The organism is Mycobacterium sp. E3247, assembly GCF_001667785.1.
Taxonomy (GTDB): Bacteria; Actinomycetota; Actinomycetes; order Mycobacteriales; family Mycobacteriaceae; genus Mycobacterium.
Genome location: NZ_LZJG01000397.1, coordinates 1 through 16634 on the forward strand (window position 1 = coordinate 1; position 16634 = coordinate 16634).

24 protein-coding genes are annotated in these 16634 nt (G+C 66.3%); 15 read left to right on the top strand and 9 right to left on the bottom strand.

Annotated elements, in window-relative coordinates:
• On the bottom strand, window positions 1–931 hold a 931-nt coding region (gene xseA / locus A9X04_RS21060), incomplete at its 3' end, for an exodeoxyribonuclease VII large subunit (RefSeq protein ID WP_067924558.1).
• Complete coding sequence (locus A9X04_RS21065; protein WP_067924561.1) at window positions 928–1512, bottom strand: lipid droplet-associated protein; 585 nt, start codon at window positions 1510–1512, stop codon at window positions 928–930. The genes xseA and A9X04_RS21065, both read right to left, overlap by 4 nt.
• 89 nt (window positions 1513–1601) lie before the next feature.
• On the opposite strand from A9X04_RS21065, the gene A9X04_RS21070 reads away from it, so the two are divergent.
• On the top strand, window positions 1602–2600 hold the full coding sequence (locus A9X04_RS21070; protein ID WP_067924564.1) for a 4-hydroxy-3-methylbut-2-enyl diphosphate reductase: 999 nt from the start codon (window positions 1602–1604) through the stop codon (window positions 2598–2600).
• Between the two features lie 13 nt (window positions 2601–2613).
• On the opposite strand, the gene A9X04_RS21075 is transcribed toward A9X04_RS21070, so the two are convergent.
• Complete coding sequence (locus A9X04_RS21075) at window positions 2614–3792, bottom strand: DUF6542 domain-containing protein (protein WP_197509266.1); 1179 nt, start codon at window positions 3790–3792, stop codon at window positions 2614–2616.
• A 141-nt stretch (window positions 3793–3933) separates the two neighbouring features.
• Between A9X04_RS21075 and ychF the strand changes: the two genes are divergently transcribed.
• Together ychF and A9X04_RS21085 are read left to right on the top strand one after the other, a co-directional pair.
• Window positions 3934–5007: a redox-regulated ATPase YchF gene (ychF, locus tag A9X04_RS21080; protein ID WP_067924566.1), complete on the top strand. Its 1074-nt coding sequence runs from the start codon at window positions 3934–3936 to the stop codon at window positions 5005–5007.
• A gap of 40 nt (window positions 5008–5047) precedes the next feature.
• On the top strand, window positions 5048–5626 hold the full coding sequence (locus A9X04_RS21085) for a dihydrofolate reductase family protein (RefSeq protein WP_067924570.1): 579 nt from the start codon (window positions 5048–5050) through the stop codon (window positions 5624–5626).
• Between the two features lie 46 nt (window positions 5627–5672).
• Here A9X04_RS21085 and A9X04_RS21090 read toward each other — a convergent pair whose 3' ends face one another.
• Window positions 5673–6035: a hypothetical protein gene (locus tag A9X04_RS21090; RefSeq protein WP_067924572.1), complete on the bottom strand. Its 363-nt coding sequence runs from the start codon at window positions 6033–6035 to the stop codon at window positions 5673–5675.
• A 533-nt stretch (window positions 6036–6568) separates the two neighbouring features.
• Between A9X04_RS21090 and A9X04_RS21095 the strand changes: the two genes are divergently transcribed.
• Together A9X04_RS21095 and A9X04_RS29925 are read left to right on the top strand one after the other, a co-directional pair.
• The gene (locus A9X04_RS21095) at window positions 6569–6844 is read left to right on the top strand and encodes a type II toxin-antitoxin system Phd/YefM family antitoxin (protein WP_067924575.1); all 276 of its coding nucleotides are present in this window, start codon (window positions 6569–6571) and stop codon (window positions 6842–6844) included.
• Window positions 6841–7104 (top strand): type II toxin-antitoxin system RelE/ParE family toxin, encoded by a 264-nt coding sequence (locus tag A9X04_RS29925; RefSeq protein WP_082962333.1) that lies wholly within the window; start codon window positions 6841–6843, stop codon window positions 7102–7104. The genes A9X04_RS21095 and A9X04_RS29925 overlap by 4 nt, the downstream gene beginning before the upstream one ends.
• 50 nt (window positions 7105–7154) lie before the next feature.
• Here A9X04_RS29925 and A9X04_RS32410 read toward each other — a convergent pair whose 3' ends face one another.
• Together A9X04_RS32410 and A9X04_RS31675 are read right to left on the bottom strand one after the other, a co-directional pair.
• The gene (locus A9X04_RS32410) at window positions 7155–7358 is read right to left on the bottom strand and encodes a nitroreductase/quinone reductase family protein (RefSeq protein WP_369828986.1); all 204 of its coding nucleotides are present in this window, start codon (window positions 7356–7358) and stop codon (window positions 7155–7157) included.
• Window positions 7359–7384: 26 nt separating this feature from the next.
• Window positions 7385–7660: a nitroreductase/quinone reductase family protein gene (locus tag A9X04_RS31675; protein WP_231985785.1), complete on the bottom strand. Its 276-nt coding sequence runs from the start codon at window positions 7658–7660 to the stop codon at window positions 7385–7387.
• 235 nt (window positions 7661–7895) lie between these two features.
• Between A9X04_RS31675 and A9X04_RS21105 the strand changes: the two genes are divergently transcribed.
• From A9X04_RS21105 to A9X04_RS21130, 7 genes are all read left to right on the top strand, one after another.
• Complete coding sequence (locus tag A9X04_RS21105; protein WP_082975145.1) at window positions 7896–8540, top strand: cysteine hydrolase family protein; 645 nt, start codon at window positions 7896–7898, stop codon at window positions 8538–8540.
• Window positions 8541–8625: 85 nt separating this feature from the next.
• A complete protein-coding gene (locus A9X04_RS21110) occupies window positions 8626–9192 on the top strand; it encodes a VOC family protein (RefSeq protein ID WP_067924588.1) in 567 nt (188 codons plus the stop codon).
• A complete protein-coding gene (locus A9X04_RS29930) occupies window positions 9189–9545 on the top strand; it encodes a hypothetical protein (protein WP_197509267.1) in 357 nt (118 codons plus the stop codon). The genes A9X04_RS21110 and A9X04_RS29930 overlap by 4 nt, the downstream gene beginning before the upstream one ends.
• A 92-nt stretch (window positions 9546–9637) precedes the next feature.
• Window positions 9638–10036: a VOC family protein gene (locus tag A9X04_RS21115; protein ID WP_067924590.1), complete on the top strand. Its 399-nt coding sequence runs from the start codon at window positions 9638–9640 to the stop codon at window positions 10034–10036.
• Window positions 10037–10153: 117 nt separating this feature from the next.
• Entirely contained in the window at window positions 10154–10513 is a 360-nt protein-coding gene (locus A9X04_RS21120; protein WP_067924592.1) for a hypothetical protein, read from the top strand.
• Window positions 10514–10652: 139 nt separating this feature from the next.
• Entirely contained in the window at window positions 10653–11207 is a 555-nt protein-coding gene (locus A9X04_RS21125) for a glycoside hydrolase (RefSeq protein ID WP_067924595.1), read from the top strand.
• Window positions 11208–11532: 325 nt separating this feature from the next.
• Window positions 11533–11856 (top strand): putative quinol monooxygenase, encoded by a 324-nt coding sequence (locus tag A9X04_RS21130; protein ID WP_067924598.1) that lies wholly within the window; start codon window positions 11533–11535, stop codon window positions 11854–11856.
• On the opposite strand, the gene A9X04_RS21135 is transcribed toward A9X04_RS21130, so the two are convergent.
• Complete coding sequence (locus A9X04_RS21135; RefSeq protein ID WP_067924689.1) at window positions 11853–12542, bottom strand: guanylate cyclase; 690 nt, start codon at window positions 12540–12542, stop codon at window positions 11853–11855. The genes A9X04_RS21130 and A9X04_RS21135 overlap by 4 nt on opposite strands.
• Window positions 12542–12913: a carboxymuconolactone decarboxylase family protein gene (locus A9X04_RS21140; protein WP_067924601.1), complete on the bottom strand. Its 372-nt coding sequence runs from the start codon at window positions 12911–12913 to the stop codon at window positions 12542–12544. The genes A9X04_RS21135 and A9X04_RS21140 overlap by 1 nt, the downstream gene beginning before the upstream one ends.
• Before the next feature lie 155 nt (window positions 12914–13068).
• On the opposite strand from A9X04_RS21140, the gene A9X04_RS21145 reads away from it, so the two are divergent.
• Complete coding sequence (locus A9X04_RS21145) at window positions 13069–13278, top strand: hypothetical protein (protein WP_067924603.1); 210 nt, start codon at window positions 13069–13071, stop codon at window positions 13276–13278.
• On the opposite strand, the gene A9X04_RS21150 is transcribed toward A9X04_RS21145, so the two are convergent.
• Window positions 13230–14054: an adenylate/guanylate cyclase domain-containing protein gene (locus tag A9X04_RS21150; RefSeq protein WP_369828987.1), complete on the bottom strand. Its 825-nt coding sequence runs from the start codon at window positions 14052–14054 to the stop codon at window positions 13230–13232. The genes A9X04_RS21145 and A9X04_RS21150 overlap by 49 nt on opposite strands.
• A gap of 110 nt (window positions 14055–14164) precedes the next feature.
• On the opposite strand from A9X04_RS21150, the gene A9X04_RS21155 reads away from it, so the two are divergent.
• Window positions 14165–15568 carry a glucose-6-phosphate dehydrogenase gene (locus A9X04_RS21155; protein WP_067924692.1) on the top strand — a complete coding sequence of 468 codons (1404 nt, stop codon included), beginning with the start codon at window positions 14165–14167 and terminating at the stop codon, window positions 15566–15568.
• A gap of 15 nt (window positions 15569–15583) precedes the next feature.
• Window positions 15584–16606, top strand: a complete 1023-nt coding sequence (gene gnd, locus A9X04_RS21160) for a phosphogluconate dehydrogenase (NAD(+)-dependent, decarboxylating) (protein ID WP_067924610.1) — start codon at window positions 15584–15586, stop codon at window positions 16604–16606.
• The last annotated feature ends 28 nt before the right edge of the window (window positions 16607–16634 follow it).

The following is a 16634-nucleotide window of genomic DNA, read 5'->3' on the forward strand; positions in this document are numbered from 1 at the left end:
GCCGGCTGCGGACCTGGGCCAGGGCGCGCTGTTCGCGAGACACCCAGTTGCGCAGGGCCTGCGCGCTTCGCCGGCGCAGGTCGTCGATCAGGCGCTGCTCGGCGGCGGTGTCGGGCACCACCTTCTTCGCCGCGTCGGTGGGGGTGGCGGCGCGCACATCGGCCACCAGGTCACACAGCGGGTTGTCGGGTTCGTGACCGACCGCGCTGATCACCGGGGTGCGGCAGGCGGCGATGGCGCGGCACAGCGTCTCGTCGGAGAACGGCAGCAGGTCCTCGACGCTGCCGCCGCCCCGGGCCACCACGATGACGTCGACCTCGACGTGGCGGTCGAGTTCGTAGAGCGCCTCGACGATCTGCGCCACCGCGTTGGGGCCCTGGACCGCGGTGTTACGCACGGCGAAGCGCACCCCGGGCCAGCGTCCGGTTGCCACGGTCGTCACATCGCGTTCGGCGGCGCTGGCCCGCCCGGTGATCAGCCCGATCATGTTGGGCAGGAAGGGGATTGGCCGCTTGAGCCGGGGGTCGAAGAGCCCTTCGGCGTCCAGCAGCCGGCGCAGCCGATCGATGCGGGCCAGCAGCTCGCCCACGCCGACGGCACGAATCTCGGACAGCCGCAACGAGAAGGTGCCCCGGCCGGTGTAGAACGACGGCTTGCCGCAGACCACCACCTGCGTGCCCTCGGTCAGCTTCACCGGCGCGTTGGCCACCAGGTCGCGCGAACAGGTCACGCTCAGCGACATGTCGGCGGCCGGGTCACGCAACACCATGAACACCGTCTTGGAATCGGGCCGCGCGCTGATCTGGGCCAGCTGCCCCTCGACCCACACGGTGCCGAGCTTGTCGATCCAGCCGGCGACGCGAATGGCCACCGCGCGCACCGGAAACGGGTTCTCGGCGGAGTTGGGTTCGGAATGTGCGGCCGGGGTCACTTCGCGTTCGCGCGGGTGATCCTGTTGGCCAGCAGGGTCTGGAACGGAGCGCGGGCCTTGGTGGCCTGCTCGTAGGCCAGCAGGGCTTCGAGTTCGTCGACGCTCAGCGACTGCAGGCGCGCCCGCAGCTGCGCCAGCGTCAGCGTCGCGTAATCCAGCTCGGTCACCACCGACGGTTGCGGAGCCGCCGGCGTGTCCTCGGATTTCCTGCCCTGCTTCAACGGGGCCGCATCGGACGCGGCGTCGGCGAGCGAGTACAACGCGAACCGGCCCTCGGTTCGGCGATCGCCTTCGCCGGCACCGGGCTCGGTGCCGGGCGCTTCTACCGCATCGGGCAGGTCCTCGTCGAAGGTCGCCCATTCCGGCTGCTCGTCCTTCGGCGGGAAGATGCTCTCCAGGGTGCTGTCGCCCTTGATCACCAGCTCGGCCAGGTTCTGCTGAAAAACCATCACCAGGTGCGCCGCCTGACTGGCCAACGTCATCGGGTACATGAGGATGGTCTTCGGCAGCTTCAGCGTCTCCTCGACGGCGACTGTCGCCGCGCCGACCAGCAGCCGAACTCCATACGGTGCGTGAGCCATGGGACCAAGACTGCCTCAAGCGGCGGCTAACTCCAAGCGCGCCGGCGCGAGCTGGCGACCCCGTGTCCGCGGAACGTACCCTGGGTGTCATGCCGCCGACTGTCGACATGGGAATTCCCGGTGCGTCCAGCTCGGTAGCCACCGATCCAGCCCGCAAGCGAGTGCTTCTGGCCGAGCCGCGTGGCTATTGCGCGGGGGTGGACAGGGCCGTCGAGACGGTCGAACGCGCGCTGGAGAAGCACGGCGCACCGGTGTATGTGCGCCACGAGATCGTGCACAACCGGCACGTGGTGAGCACGCTGGAAAAGGCCGGCGCCGTGTTCGTCGAGGAGACCGACGAGGTGCCCGAGGGGTCCATCGTGGTGTTCTCCGCGCACGGGGTCGCGCCGACGGTGTACGCCGCGGCCGCCGCACGCAACCTGAAGACCATCGACGCCACCTGCCCGCTGGTGACCAAGGTGCACAACGAGGCGCGCCGGTTCGCCCGCAACGACTACGACATCCTGCTGATCGGGCACGAGGGCCACGAAGAGGTCATCGGGACCTCCGGGGAAGCGCCCGACCACGTGCAGCTGGTGGACGGGGTCGCCGCGGTCGACAACGTGACGGTCCGGGACGAGAACAAGGTGGTCTGGCTGTCGCAGACCACGCTGTCGGTCGACGAGACCATGGAGATCGTCGACCGGCTGCGGCAACGGTTCCCGAAGTTGCAGGACCCGCCCAGCGACGACATTTGCTATGCCACCCAGAACCGGCAGGTCGCCGTCAAGGCGATGGCCCCGGAGTGCCAGCTGGTGATCGTCGTCGGCTCGCAGAATTCGTCGAACTCCGTGCGGCTGGTCGAGGTGGCCCTGGGCGGCGGGGCAGGGGCCGCCCACCTGGTGGACTGGGCCGACGACATCGACCCCGCCTGGTTGGACGGGGTGACCACCGTGGGCGTGACCTCCGGCGCCTCCGTCCCCGAGGTCTTGGTGCGTGGTGTCCTCGAGCGGCTCGCCGACTACGGCTTCGACGTGGTGCAGCCGGTCACCACGGCCCAGGAAACCCTGGTGTTCGCGCTGCCGCGCGAGATCCGGTCACTGCTGTAGCCGCGCTGGGCGCTCAGGCGTCGTATTCCCAGGATTCCGTCGGGGGCCGCTGCGGCCGCCCATACGTCCGTGAGCGGTTGCGGCGCTCCGGGCGTCGATCGGCCGCCGGCTCGTCCGCCGCGCCGGCCCCCCGGTAGCGGACCTGCGAGATGGGGTGATGCGTCCCGTTGTTGCCGTTCGCGGCGGGGCGGCGCCGCCTCGGCTCATACGTCGGTTCATAGCGGTCGTAGCTGTCATACCGACCGAAGTGCTCCGAGGCCCCGGGCGGGTCGTACGGCTCATAGCCGTCGAATCGGCTGCTCCGCGGCGCGGGCCGCTCGTAGGGGCTGCGGCGGGTGCGCGGTTCCCGTCGGCCTTCCCGGGGCGATTGGCCGCGCGGATCCGAATCCGCGTCCGGCCTGGGGCGGCGCCGCGCGCGCCGGGGCGGTTCCGCGGCGTCGTAGTCCCGGGCGGTCGCCGAGCTTCTCCGGCTCGAGCGCCGTTCGCCGGGTTCGGCCCCGTCGTCCAGCGGTTCCCGGGAATGCCGGGAACGGGCTCGGGCGGAACGCGCGGCGGACCGGTCGCTGCGCGCCGTGCGGCGGGCGCGGGACGAGCTGCCGGCCCCGCGGTCGCGCCGCGCCCGGGCGGGGGCCGCGTCGTCGGCGTCCTCGGCGTCGGACTCCGGATGCCACATGTCGCGCAGTTTGGCGATGATCCCGCTGACCACGGACTTCACGTCGGCGGACTCGGCGTCGTCGGAGGTCTTCGGGTCGGCGGTCGTCCGCTGCGACATCCCGAAATACCACCTGACCAGCCCGATCAGCAGCACGACGCCGGCGGTTCCCAGCATCAGTGGGAAGCGTTCGATGAGCGGATAGCCGCAGTTGATCAGCAGGTCCTTGAGATGGCCGACTTTGGCGTCGTGGAACAACCAGTAGGCGCCGGGCACCGCGCAGAAAAGTATCAGCGGGGGCTGGATGATCGCGGTGAACAGCCCGTCCTGGCGCACCGCCAGCACCGCGGCCACGCAGCCGGCTATATAGAAGCCGGCGAAGACATGGGTCAGCTCCTTGTGGCCGGCGTCGATTCCGTAACCGATCGCGGTGGCGGTGACGGCGAGGAGCAGGGCGGCATACCACGGGATACCTGGGATATTCGGGTGGATCGAACGGTGGGATGGCTCCACCGCCGACTTCGGCCGCTGTCCTGACACATGTAGACCGTACCGGCAATGGGCCGAAAGCCCCGTAAATACCTCGTAGCGATCCCGGGCGTGCCATGGCCCTACTCGTGAGCGGCCCGCGAAAGGTCCATGGCGGCCCGCGCCGCCGCCGACCCCTAGACTTGGGTCCCTGTGAGCCTGAGCCTGGGAATCGTGGGTCTGCCCAACGTCGGTAAGTCGACTCTGTTCAACGCGCTGACCCACAACGACGTGGTGGCGGCCAACTATCCGTTCGCGACGATCGAACCGAACGAGGGCGTCGTTCCGCTGCCCGATCCGCGCCTGGACAAGCTGGCCGAGCTGTTCGGCTCCGAGCGCACCGTCCCGGCGCCGGTGACGTTCGTCGACATCGCCGGCCTGGTCAAGGGCGCGTCCGAGGGCGCGGGCCTGGGCAACAAGTTCCTGGCCCACATCCGCGAATGCGACGCCATCTGTCAGGTGGTCAGGGTGTTCTCCGACGACGACGTGACCCACGTGGCCGGTGAGGTGGATCCGAGGTCGGATATCGAGGTCGTCGAGACCGAGCTCATCCTGGCCGACCTGCAGACGCTCGAGCGTGCCCTGCCGCGGCTGGAAAAAGAGGCTCGCACCAATAAGGAACGCCGGCCGGTGTACGACGCGGCCGTCGCAGCCCAGGAGACCTTGAACGGCGGCAAGACGCTGTTCGGTGCCGGGGTGGACGCGTCGCTGCTGCGGGAGCTGAACCTATTGACCACCAAACCGTTTCTGTACGTCTTCAACGCCGACGAGGCGGTGCTGACCGACGCGGCGCGGGTCGCCGAGCTGCGGCAGCTGGTGGCGCCGGCCGACGCGGTGTTCTTGGACGCGGCCATCGAAGCCGAGCTGAACGAGCTCGACGACGAGTCGGCGGCCGAACTGCTGGAATCGATCGGGCAGAGCGAACGCGGTCTCGACGCGCTGGCCCGCGCCGGCTTTCACACCCTCAAGCTGCAGACGTACCTGACCGCGGGCCCAAAAGAGGCGCGGGCGTGGGTGATTCACCAGGGCGACACCGCGCCGAAGGCGGCCGGGGTGATCCACACCGATTTCGAAAAGGGCTTCATCAAGGCCGAGATCGTGTCCTTTGACGACCTGGTCGCCGCCGGTTCCATGGCGGCGGCCAAGGCGGCCGGCAAGGTCCGGATGGAGGGCAAGGACTACGTCATGGCCGACGGCGACGTGGTGGAGTTCCGGTTCAACGTCTAAGGCTCGATGAGTTCTGTCGATCGCGGAGGTCCTTAATACCGTGGGAACCCTCTGTTACACCGCGACGGTCTCTCTCGACGGCTACGTTGCCGACGGCAGCGGCGACTTCCAGTGGTCGGCACCGAGCGATCCGGTGTTCGCCGCGCATGTCGACCGCATGGCTGAGGTGTCGACCGAAGTGTTAGGGCGGAAGACTTACGCGCTGATGCAGTACTGGGAGACCGATCCAGCGGACGAAGAGTGGGCCGCGGCGGAACGGGAGTTCGCCCAGCGCTGGCGAGGCATCCACAAAGTGGTGGTTTCGTCGACGCTGACGCACGAGGGGATCGAGTCGGACCGTGTCCGCCTGGTACCCGATCTGCGCTTGGCCGAATTGAAGCGGATCGTCGCGCAGGCCGAGGGCGTAGTCGAGATCTTCGGGCCCACCACCGCGGCCGCTGCGATCCGGGCTGGCCTGATCGACGAGTTCCAGTTCTTCGTGGTGCCGAAGATGGTGGGCGGAGGCCTACGTGCTCTACCTGACGGTGTGCGCCAGGATCTGATTCTCGCCGGGCATAGCCTTTTCGACGACGGCACCGTTCACCTGCGCTACCTGTCTCGCCGAGACGTTGCTCGGTGACTTAATGCGGTGGAGTTCAGGTTCAACGTATGACCTAAATCGCTAATTACCGACGCGAGAGGTCGTCCACTGGCCGGAAGTGATCCGGAAGGTCTACCAAGAAATAGCGCCGGACGAGGTCGAAGAGCATGGGCGTCGGCGGCACGACCTGTCCCGTGACATAAATAGTGTCGGCATCGATTTCTCGTAGGTTTTCCAGCCGAATAGGTAGTGCCTCGTCTGACATGAGCTCACTTACGTCCGTCGAAGGTAACCGCCCGTGAAACTCGGGCAGCCAGTTGCGGTCTTCGAAATCGAACGAGGCGAAATAGGGATTCTCGCCAGCGCCGTCGCTGTGTCCGCCAGCCAGACCGAAGCTGGTGATGACGCGAGAGGCGAAGAGGTCGGTTGAGCGCAAGAAATACCACACGATGTCGACAAAATTGAGGCACGCGTCGTGGGCTGGCGCTCCGCGGTCAGCGTGCTCTACCGAGTTTCGAATTGCTTGCAGCTGTTGGAGTGCAAGTGGTCGTACGAGTCCAAGGCGCGCAAGAATTTCGAGAAGATTTGGTTTGTCCGACTCCCATCCGAGAGTCCGGGCAAGTTGTCGGAGTTGATACAGCTCATGCAGTAGGCGCACTCTCGAATCGACTGCATTCCAGAGCTTTTGCACAATCGTGCCTCGGACTATGTCGTTTGGGGCGACTGTTTGTGATAGTTCCTCGGCTAAGTGCCAGTGCTGATATGCGCGGCGTGACGACGCAGGGTCGACGCTCCTGGCGGAGTGTCCGTCTTCCAAGAACTCATCCCAGTAGGGCCTTATCCAAACGTTCGGCGCTCTGCCTGCCACGCCGATGATTGAAGCACCGAATCAGTGAATGCACTCGAGGTCGAAGTCGTCTGGATCCACAGAACCCTCGCGACGGCTATTCGGGCGTAACGCATCACGCTAGAATTCTGTACATGACGACGCTGCCGCTCGCCGAGGTCCGCGCAAACCTCTCCAAACTCGTCGATGAGGCGGTGCGCACGCACCAACGCATCGAAGTGACTCGACAGGGGCGCCGTGCTGCGGTGATCCTGAGTGCCGAAGACTATGACTCGATCATGGAAACGCTGGCCATCCTCAGCGACTCGGATTTGATGCGCGAGGTTCGAGCGGCTGAGCAGGATGACGAGATCTTCACGCTGGACGAAGTGACCGAGGAGATGCGCGCCACCGGCCGGCTCCCACGTTGAGCTACCGAATTGAACTGACCGCAGCTGCGAAACGGGCGCTCACCGAATCGCTCCCCGAATCCGTCGCCGTCGCGTGTTGGGAATTCATCCGAGGACCGCTAGCCGAAAATCCCTACCGCGTTGGTAAGCCACTTCGTGGTCAGCTTGAGGGTCGGTATTCGGCTCGGCGCGGCGAGTTCCGAGTCATATATCGGGTTTTCGAGGACCACGTGGTCGTCAGAATCATCCACATCGCACACCGGCGTGACGTTTATCGCTGACGCGATCTGGTGGAGTTCCGGTTCACCGTCTAGAGCGAAGCCGCAGCTCGTTAGGCGGTTGAGGAACTGTCCGCGGTGAAGACGTCGATCGGCCGTCCGAGCGTCAACATCACCAGCGGGATTTGGCGGCTGGTCGACTGCTGATACGTGATGTACGGCGGGTACAGGTGCGCCATGTATGCCCAGACTTGATGGCGCTCTTCGCCTTCGGGTTCCCGCCACGTCGCCTCGAATGCTTGGGTTGCGATCTGCACGCCGATCGTGTCGCTCTCCAGGAGATTCAGATACCACCCGGGATGCGCATCGGCGCCCCCTTTGACGCGACGATCACGACCTCGCCACCGAAATTGCCGTAGATCAATGGCCTGACATATACCTTCCCCGACTTCCGGCCCACGCACCTGATCAGGCAATGCGTCGTCATCTCGCGGCCACCGACCGCACTCACATCCATGATGTGGCCCCGTGCGCCACCGGAGGCCAAGTAGGTGTCGAGGTGCTCGCTGATCCAGTTGCCTCGCGTCGCTCGGATCGCTGCGGCATCGGCATCGGCCATGATTTCTCCTGAACTTCGACAGGCGAAGGTGACTGGACTGAACCTGCGTCGCCGACTTTGGGGGTCAGGCGGCCAGGCTGATACATGTAACCACGCACCCACCCAGTTGGTTGGGGCGGCCGCCGACGGGATCCGGCGGAGTTCCGGTTCGACAGGGTGTCGGGCGGCCGTTCTGCATCTGCGACGATGAAGTTGACGAATGGGTGGCCGATCCCGAGGGCGTCGGAGGCAAATCATGGATGATTACACCGAGCCGCATTGGGGCGCAGCGGCGCTCGTGGTGATTGACCTCCAACGGGATTTCCTCGATGAGGGTGCCTCTCCCGTGCCCGGCACGTCATCCGTCGTTCCGAATGTCATAGAGCTGGCCCGAGCTTTTCGGTCGGCGGGGCGGCCCATCGTTCACGTTGTCCGTCTCTATGAGCCGGGCGGATCGGACGTGGACCTTCCTCGACGTCGAGCCGTGGAGGAAGGTGCCCGGCTCGTCGTGCCGGGTTCGAGCGGCGCTGAGCCGGCCGATGGGGTCCTGCCACCTGCGGTTTCTCTCGATTCGGCGCTTCTTGCTGAGGGACGCCTACAGCACGTCGGGAGCAGAGAGGTGATCCTGTTCAAGCCTCGCTGGAGCGCATTTCATCGCACTCAGCTCGAGGAGTGGCTGCACGGGGAGGGCTGCGACACGGTGCTCGTCGCCGGGTGCAACCTACCGAACTGCCCGCGCGCGACATTGTTCGATGCCAGCGAGCGCGACTTTCGAACAGCACTTGCCACCGATGCGGTGTCGCAGACCAGCGATGAGAGGCTTGCCGATCTCGCCCGTATCGGGGTGCGGCTCTACAGTACGGCGCGCGTAGTCGCCGCACTCTCGGCTGTGAACAGATGATGAGACCTCATGGGCGCGGATGGTTCCGTTCGCCGGTGAAGTTCAGCTTCAACGTGGCTGGTCGGCAGATACGGGAGAAAGCCTGATGCGGTGGCGGGGTGTGTGTCACGTCGAGTTCGCCGTGCTCGACTACGACGACTCGATCGCGTTCTACGACGCGTTGTTCGGCTGGCTCGGGTACAGCAGCTTTTCGTCGCTCAACATGGAATACGAGTCGACGTATTACATGACGCGGCATGTGAACCCGCACAGCTACATCGGTATCCAGCCCGCCCGCACCGGGGCGAAGCTTTCCCACCACGACCAAGCGGTCGGCATCAACCACATCGCGCTGTGGGCGCGGAGCCGGGGAGAGGTCGACCGCTTCCATCGCGGGTTTCTGCTGGACCGGGGTGTTCCCGTTACCGATGAGCCGAAAGAGTATCCGCAGTACTGGCCCGGCTACTACGCAGTGTTCTTCGACGACCCGATCAACGGCATTCACTGGGAGCTGGCGTGGATACCGAAAATCCCTACCCCGCGGCAACTTTGGTCGTTCTATCGCGCGATTCGCGCCCTCACCAAGAGCCGGCCGGACCTGGCCAACACGGTCCCGGGCGTCGCCTGGCAGGCAAGGCGGACCCTGCCCGCCCGATATGATCGGATGCCATGAACTGGTCCCCCCGGTCTACGAAGATCATTGTGGGTTGCGCGTTGGCGTTGTCCGCCTTCGGGTTGACGGGGGGAATCGGCCACGCGGCGCCGGCCTCTCATTGGTGCCCGGGCAATCCCTGGGACCCGAGCTGGGGCAACGTCTACAACTGGGACTGGAACCAGTGCCACGACTGGCAAGGTCACGCGGGGCAGAGCTTCCCGGCGGGCGCCGGGCCGTGGGGCCCCCCGCCGGCATGGGCGCCGCCGCCACCACCCCCGCCGACGTGGGCGCCCGGGGCTCAGCTGATGTGGAACCCGACCGGCGCCGGCAACTGGGGCTTCTGGAACCACGGCATCTGGACCCCGGTCTAAGGCCAGCACGAAAGGGCCACCTCCTTGTCGGAGGTGCTCCGTAGCATGCCCTCGTCGCACAAGCGTGCACGCCACGCAGTCAGGAGGGCGCCATGAACTTCGTTTCCACCCGCATCATCACCGCCGACGTCAGCCGGCTCGTCGATTTCTATGAGACGGTCACCGAGGTTCCCGCGGTATGGGCCAACGAGCTTTTCGCCGAGATTCCGACGTCGGCGGGCACGCTGGCCATCGGCAGCGACAAGACCGTGCCGCTGTTCGCGGCCGGATCCGCCGAACCCGCGGCCAACCGCAGCGTGATCGTCGAGTTCATGGTGGACGACGTCGACGCGGAATACGACCGGCTGCACCGGCGCGTCCCGGAGGTCGTCACGGCGCCGACCACCATGCCGTGGGGCAACCGGGCAGTGCTGCTACGCGATCCGGATGGAAACCTCGTCAACCTGTTCACTCCCGTCACGGCCGAGGCGCGTGCGAAGTTCGGAGTATGACTGCGGTACAAGGGGTTTCGACCCCGGTAAACGGCACTCGGTCAGGTGACGTGGCCCGGGCGGTAAACGGCGAGTAGTCACCGGTGCGCGGTGGCCCGCCCGGTGTTAAGGTTGTCTGTGGTCACCGACGACTGCCCGGACACGCCGGAAGAACTCGAACGCCGGGCCGCCGCGCTCGATGAGCGCGAGGAGGGGCTCGAAGACCGCGAGGCCGAGGTCAGAAGGCGCGAGTGGCTGGCGGGAAGACGAGATCGGGTCGCCGACCAGCGCGACCGAATCGCGGACGACCGCGAGCGGGCGGCGGATGAGCGCGAGCGGGTGGCGGATGAGCGCGAGGGCACGGCCGCAGAGCGCGAGCGTGAGCGATTGGGCCGCGAATCCGACCGAGTGACCCGCGGGGAAGCCCGTGTCAAGCGAGACCAGGCCAGCATCGACCGGGAGACGTCCGAAACCGAGCGCGGGCTCGACTACAAGTGAGTGCAATAGTTTGCTGGTAGCGGGCCCAAGGCGCCGCGCCGCATTTGCTGAAGTGCGGCGAAGGCCATTATCCTGTTTGCGAATGAGCTGCGCCACAATTTTTGGTGAACAATAACTGTCATTGCTAGCGTCGCCGGCCATGGTAGTTCTTGCAACATTGATGTCATTGATCAATCAGGTCTCCGGGACGCCCTATATTCCGGGTGGAGATTCTCCCGCCGGGACGGATTGCTCGGGCCTCGTTTCGTGGGTTGCCAACGCGGCGTCCGACAGGCCGGTCTTCGGAAACCGGTTCAACACCGGGAATGAAGAGGCGGCCTTGTTGGCGCGCGGGTTTCAATACGGAACCGCCCCCAATGCCCTCGTGATCGGGTGGAACGGCGGCCACACGGCCGCGACGCTGCCCGACGGGACGCCGGTGTCCAGTGGTGAGCGCGGTGGCGTGCACGTCGGGGGCGCGGGCGCCTACCAGGCCGGCTTCACCCACCACATGTTCCTGCCGATGCCACCGGATGGCGAGGGTGCTCTGCCCCCGCCTCCGGACGCGCCGCCCCCGCCCCCGGACGCGCCGCCGCCACCGCCGGAGGCGCCGTCCGTCCTGGTCGATGCCACGGCTCCCGCGCCGCCCGCACCACCGGCCCCCCCGGCGCCCGAATTGCCGCCGCCCGGCGATCCCGGAATTGCGAATTCCTAACGAATTCGATTCGTAAAGGTCTCTGCCTATTGTCGCGTTATTTGACGTGTATAAGACACGTGGATAGTGCGGAACCGGTAGCCGAGTGAAATGGATCGGTTCGTGCAAGGTTTGTGAGATGGACCACGCCGCGCGTCGGATCGGTCGCGAACGATTTGCACGGAATCAATGCGAAAGTGTGCCCCGGGTGTCGAATAAGATGCCCGGGGCACACTTTGCTGACGGCGAGGCCGCAGCCGGCGTCGACGGTCGGCGGATATGCTGGCCCTGCTCGCCGGGATCGAGCGGGCCCAACCTTGAGGACGAACCTAGGCGGGAATCGGCAATGATCTTCATCGTCGTCAAGTTCGAGACCAAGCCCGAGTGGACGGACCGCTGGCCAGAGCTCGTCACCTCGTTCACAGCCGCCACCCGCGCCGAGGAAGGTAACCTCTGGTTCGAGTGGTCGCGCAGCCTCGACAATCCGGCCGAGTACGTGTTGGTGGAGGCCTTCCGTGACGCTGAGGCGGGCGGCGTCCACGTCAACAGCGATCACTTCCAGCGGGCGATGCGGGAGCTACCGCAGGCCCTGAAGTCGACCCCGAAGATCATCAACCAGACGATCGACGCGTCGGGCTGGTCGGAGATGGGGGAGATGTCGGTCGACTAGCCGACTTCGCTTACGGTGACCGTGATTTCGTCGCCCAGCCGATAGCCGGGAGCCAGCGGAAGCGTGTCGCCGCTCCAGAACTTGCCCGGATCGAACCAATTCGTGTTCTTGTCCGTGTCGAGCAATCCCATTTCCTCATAAGTGATGGCCACCGTCTCCGCGCAATAGGCCGTCGAAAGGCTCATCTTGCGTTCTTCGCGCCGGCGTCGGGTTTGCTCTCGAACCTTGTTGTCCACCAACGGGATTCCGCGCACCCAGTCGTTGATGGTCGGGAGCCGGCCGCGGAACCAGCGGCCCGTCAGCCGAGCGGTGGTGGGAAACGCGGTGCCGTCCATCCGTGCGATCACCCGCAGCAGCTTGTTCTCCTGTTCGCGGGTCGGGTTGGGCGTCAGCTGGCGCAGCCAGCACCGTTGGTCGTAGCGCTGCGTCCACTGCAGGACGGCCTGGTGCAGATCGTTGAGTTGCACACCGCGGTGGTTGGTTCCGGTCCACATGTCGACCAGCTTGTCGCCCAGCTCGGCGTGCCAGATCAGCGGCGGCAGGTCGTCGATGGCCACCGTCATACCCACGTGATTCACCGGCGCGTTCGTCAACGTCTGAATCGCGCGGTCGGGCCGCGAGCGGCCGCGAAACAGCCAGAGATCGCCGGTGCGCGTCTCATTCAGCGCCTGATGCAGGGCCAGCATCATGAGTCGGCGAGGGCTTCCCGGGCGGCTCTCTGCGCCGCATTGGCGGCGGGATAGCCGGCGTAGCCCGCCATGTGGTAGACCACCTCTTCGATCTCGGTGATGCTCAGCCCGTTGCGCAACCCGATCTTGAAATGAGATTTCAATTCGTCGGTGGCCCGCAGGGCGATGAGCGCGCCGAGCGTCACCAGGCTGCGGGAGCGTCGATCCAGCCCGGGCCGGGCCCACAGCGCGCCGAAGACGTGGTCGACGCCCAACTCGAGGAGTTCGTCGGCGATGCCGCCGTCGCGCAGCGTGGTGGCGTCGTCCGGGATCAGGCCGGGCACCATGTCCCTGAACACGCTCAGGCCTTCGGCGCGGGGGTCAGCCATTGGGTCCGCCTTTCGATCGGGTGTCCGGGAGATCCGGTACCCCCGGTGATGACGGCGACTTCGTCGCGAAGGGTTTCGATGCGGCAGTTCCTGCTTGAGCCCGTTCGGCGTTGCAAGAGCACACAAGTTAATCACAGCGCGAATACTCTGGGGTCATGCGCAGTGTGTGGAAGTGGCTCGGGCTGGCCGGCGTCGCCGGCGTCGTCGCCGGAGGCGCGCTGGTGGTTCGCGACGAACGGAAACGGCGCGCCTACACCGCGGACGAGGTCCGGTCCCGCCTGCATCAGCGGCTGGCCGAGTACGACGCCGAGGGCTTTCAGTCCCGATCCGGATCGGCCGGGGCCTCGACGGCGAACAACCGGTAATCACCCGAAAAACCCTTGAGTACGACGTCGCGCCCGTCGTCGAAGTGGATGTCGTCGCAGTCGGACAGGGCGTCTCGCACCGGTTGACTCACCAGGATCTCGCCACCGGTTGCCTGTGCCGCCACCCGCGCCGCCATCGCGACGTTGCGGCCGAACAGATCGTCGCCGCGGCGCACCGAGCGACCCATGTGGATGCCGATCCGCACCCGAATCTCCTCGTGCCTCTTGCGTTTTGCGTCCTTGCGTAGCGCGCGCTGCAAGTCGATGCCGCACCGCACCGCCTGGTCGGCGCGGGCGAAGGCGATCATGAAGCCGTCGCCCTGGCTCTTCACCACATGCCCGGAGCGCCGCTGTACGAGGTCCGACACGAGCTTGTCATGCGCCGCAATGAGCTTGACCCAGGCGCGGTCGCCGATGCGTTCGTTGAGGGCGGTGGATTCCTCGATGTCGGAGAACAGGATCACCACCCGGCCGTCGGGCGTGACCCGCGCCAGGTCCGGACGCTCCACTTCCGCCCAGTCGGCGAGCTCTTCGATCGAACTGCGCACGACGGCGCCGAAGCCTTCTTTGCGCAGCAGGTTTGCGGTGTTCCACACCCTTTTGACGGCCTCGCGCCCACCCGACAGCAGCTGATTGCGGGTGTCGGTCTGGTGCCGCAACTCCTCGATCTCCTGGCGGCTGCGCACCAGCAGCCGCGCCAGCACGGCGAGTGCGACGGCTTCGACCGCGGCGACGCCGGCCAGCACGTAGGCCGTGACATGCAGCGCATCACCCACGCAAGCATCCTGCCAAGGCCGCATTAACTTCAGGTTGTCGGGCCCAAATGCAATGTCTAGGGTTGAGCTCGGGCCGCCGCGGGTAGCGAATCTCAAGGGAGGTGCGCGTCTTGGCCGACGGTGATAGTTCTTCGAATCTGCTGGTGATCTTCGGTATTACCGGCGATCTGGCCCGCAAGATGACCTACCGCGCCCTGTACCGCCTCGAGGCGCGCAAGCTGCTCGACGTCCCGATCATCGGCGTGGCCAGTGACGACATCCCCCTCGAGAAGCTGGTCGACCGGGCCCGCGAGGCCGTCAAGGCCTCGGGCGAGGAGTTCGACGATGCCGTGTTCGACCGGCTCGCCGACCGGCTGTCGTATCTGCACGGCGACGTCACCGACGAAGAGCTCTACGGGCGGCTCGCCAAGGAGATCGGCAAGGACTCCCGGCCGCTGTACTACCTGGAGATGCCGCCGTCGTTGTTCGCGCCGATCGTGGAAAACCTCGCCAAGGCCGACCTGTTGGAGTGCGCGCGCGTCGCCGTGGAGAAGCCCTTCGGCCACGACCTGGCCTCGGCGCGCGACCTCAACACCCGGCTGCGCGCGGTACTCGACGAGAACCAGATCCTGCGGGTCGACCATTTCCTGGGCAAGCAACCCGTCGAAGAACTGCAGTACCTGCGGTTCGCCAACAACGGCCTGGCCAAGCTGTGGGACCGCGACAGCGTTTCCGAAATCCACATCACCATGGCCGAGGACTTCGGCATCGAGGACCGCGGCAAGTTCTACGACGCGGTCGGCGCGCTGCGTGACGTCGTGCAGAACCATCTGCTGCAGGTGCTCGCGCTGGTCGCGATGGAGCCCCCCGTCGGGCCCAGCGCGGATGACCTGAACGACAAGAAGGCCGAGGTGTTCCGGGCGATGCCTGCGCTGGATCCCGAGCGCTGCGTGCGAGGTCAGTACCGCGGCTACACCGACGTCGACGGGGTGGCCAAGGATTCCCAGACCGAGACCTACATCGCGCTGCGGACCGAGATCGACAACTGGCGCTGGGCCGGCGTGCCGATCTTCCTGCGCGCCGGCAAGGCACTGCCGGAGAAGGTCACCGAGGTCCGGATGTTCCTCCACCACGTTCCCGGGTTTTCGTTCCTGCCCAACCGCCGGCCGCCCGAACCCAATCAGATCGTGCTCCGCATCGACCCCGATCCCGGGATGCGGCTGCAGCTGTCCGCCCAAGTCGGCGACGCGTGGCACGACGTCCACCTGGACTCCTCGTTCGCCGAGGATCTCGGCGAGGCCGTGCGGCCCTACGAGCGGCTGCTGTACGCCGCGCTCACCGGGGACCGCCAGCTGTTCGCCCGGGAAGACGCCATCGAAGAGACGTGGCGGATCGTGCAGCCCGTGCTGGACAAGCCGGGCCGGATCCATCACTACGATCCGGGCTCCTGGGGACCCGACGCCGCGCAGTCGCTGCTGCACGGTCACCGCAGCTGGCAGGAGCCGTGGCTGCCCAAGCAGACGTCGTCACAGTAAGGAGAACAGGAAGAGATGCAGCTCGGGATGATCGGCCTTGGCCGGATGGGTGCCAACATCGTCCGCCGCGTCGCCAAGGACGGACACGAATGCGTGGTCTACGACCACAACCCCGACGCGGTCAAGGCGATGGCGGGGGAGGAGCGGACCACCGGCGTGTCGTCGGTGAAAGAGCTCGCCGAAAAGCTGACCGCTCCCCGGGTCGTCTGGGTGATGGTGCCGGCCGGGACCATCACGACCGGGGTCATCGAGGAGCTGGCCAACACGCTGGAGTCCGGCGACATCGTCATCGATGGCGGCAACTCGTACTACCGCGACGACATCCGCCACGCAAAAACCCTGTCCGACAAGGGCATTCACCTACTCGACTGTGGCACCAGCGGCGGCGTGTGGGGCCGGGAACGCGGCTACTGCCTGATGATCGGCGGTGACGACGAGGCCTTCCTGCACGCGGAGCCGATCTTCGCCACCGTCGCACCGGGCGTGGACGCCGCGCCCCGCACACCGGGGCGCGACGGCGAGGTCGCCCGGTCGGAGCAGGGCTATCTGCACTGCGGTCCGTCCGGCGCCGGGCACTTCGTCAAGATGGTGCACAACGGCATCGAGTACGGCATGATGGCCTCGCTCGCCGAGGGGCTCAACATCCTGCGCAACGCCGACATCGGCAAGCACGTGCAGCAGGGTGACGCCGAAACGGCGCCGCTTTCGAATCCGGAGTTCTACCAATACGACTTCGACATCCCCGAGGTCGCCGAGGTGTGGCGGCGCGGCAGCGTCATCGGTTCCTGGCTGCTCGACCTGACCGCGATCGCGCTGCACGACTCGCCCGACCTCAAGGAGTTCTCCGGACGGGTGTCGGACTCGGGGGAGGGTCGCTGGACCGCCATCGCGGCGATCGACGAGGGCGTCCCGTCGCCGGTGCTGACGACCGCGCTGCAGTCCCGTTTCGCGTCGCGTTCACTCGACGACTTCGCCAACAAGGCGCTGTCGGCGATGCGCAAGCAGTTCGGCGGGCACGCCGAGAAGCCGGCGAACTAGACCGGTACCGCCACTGACTGTGGCGGCT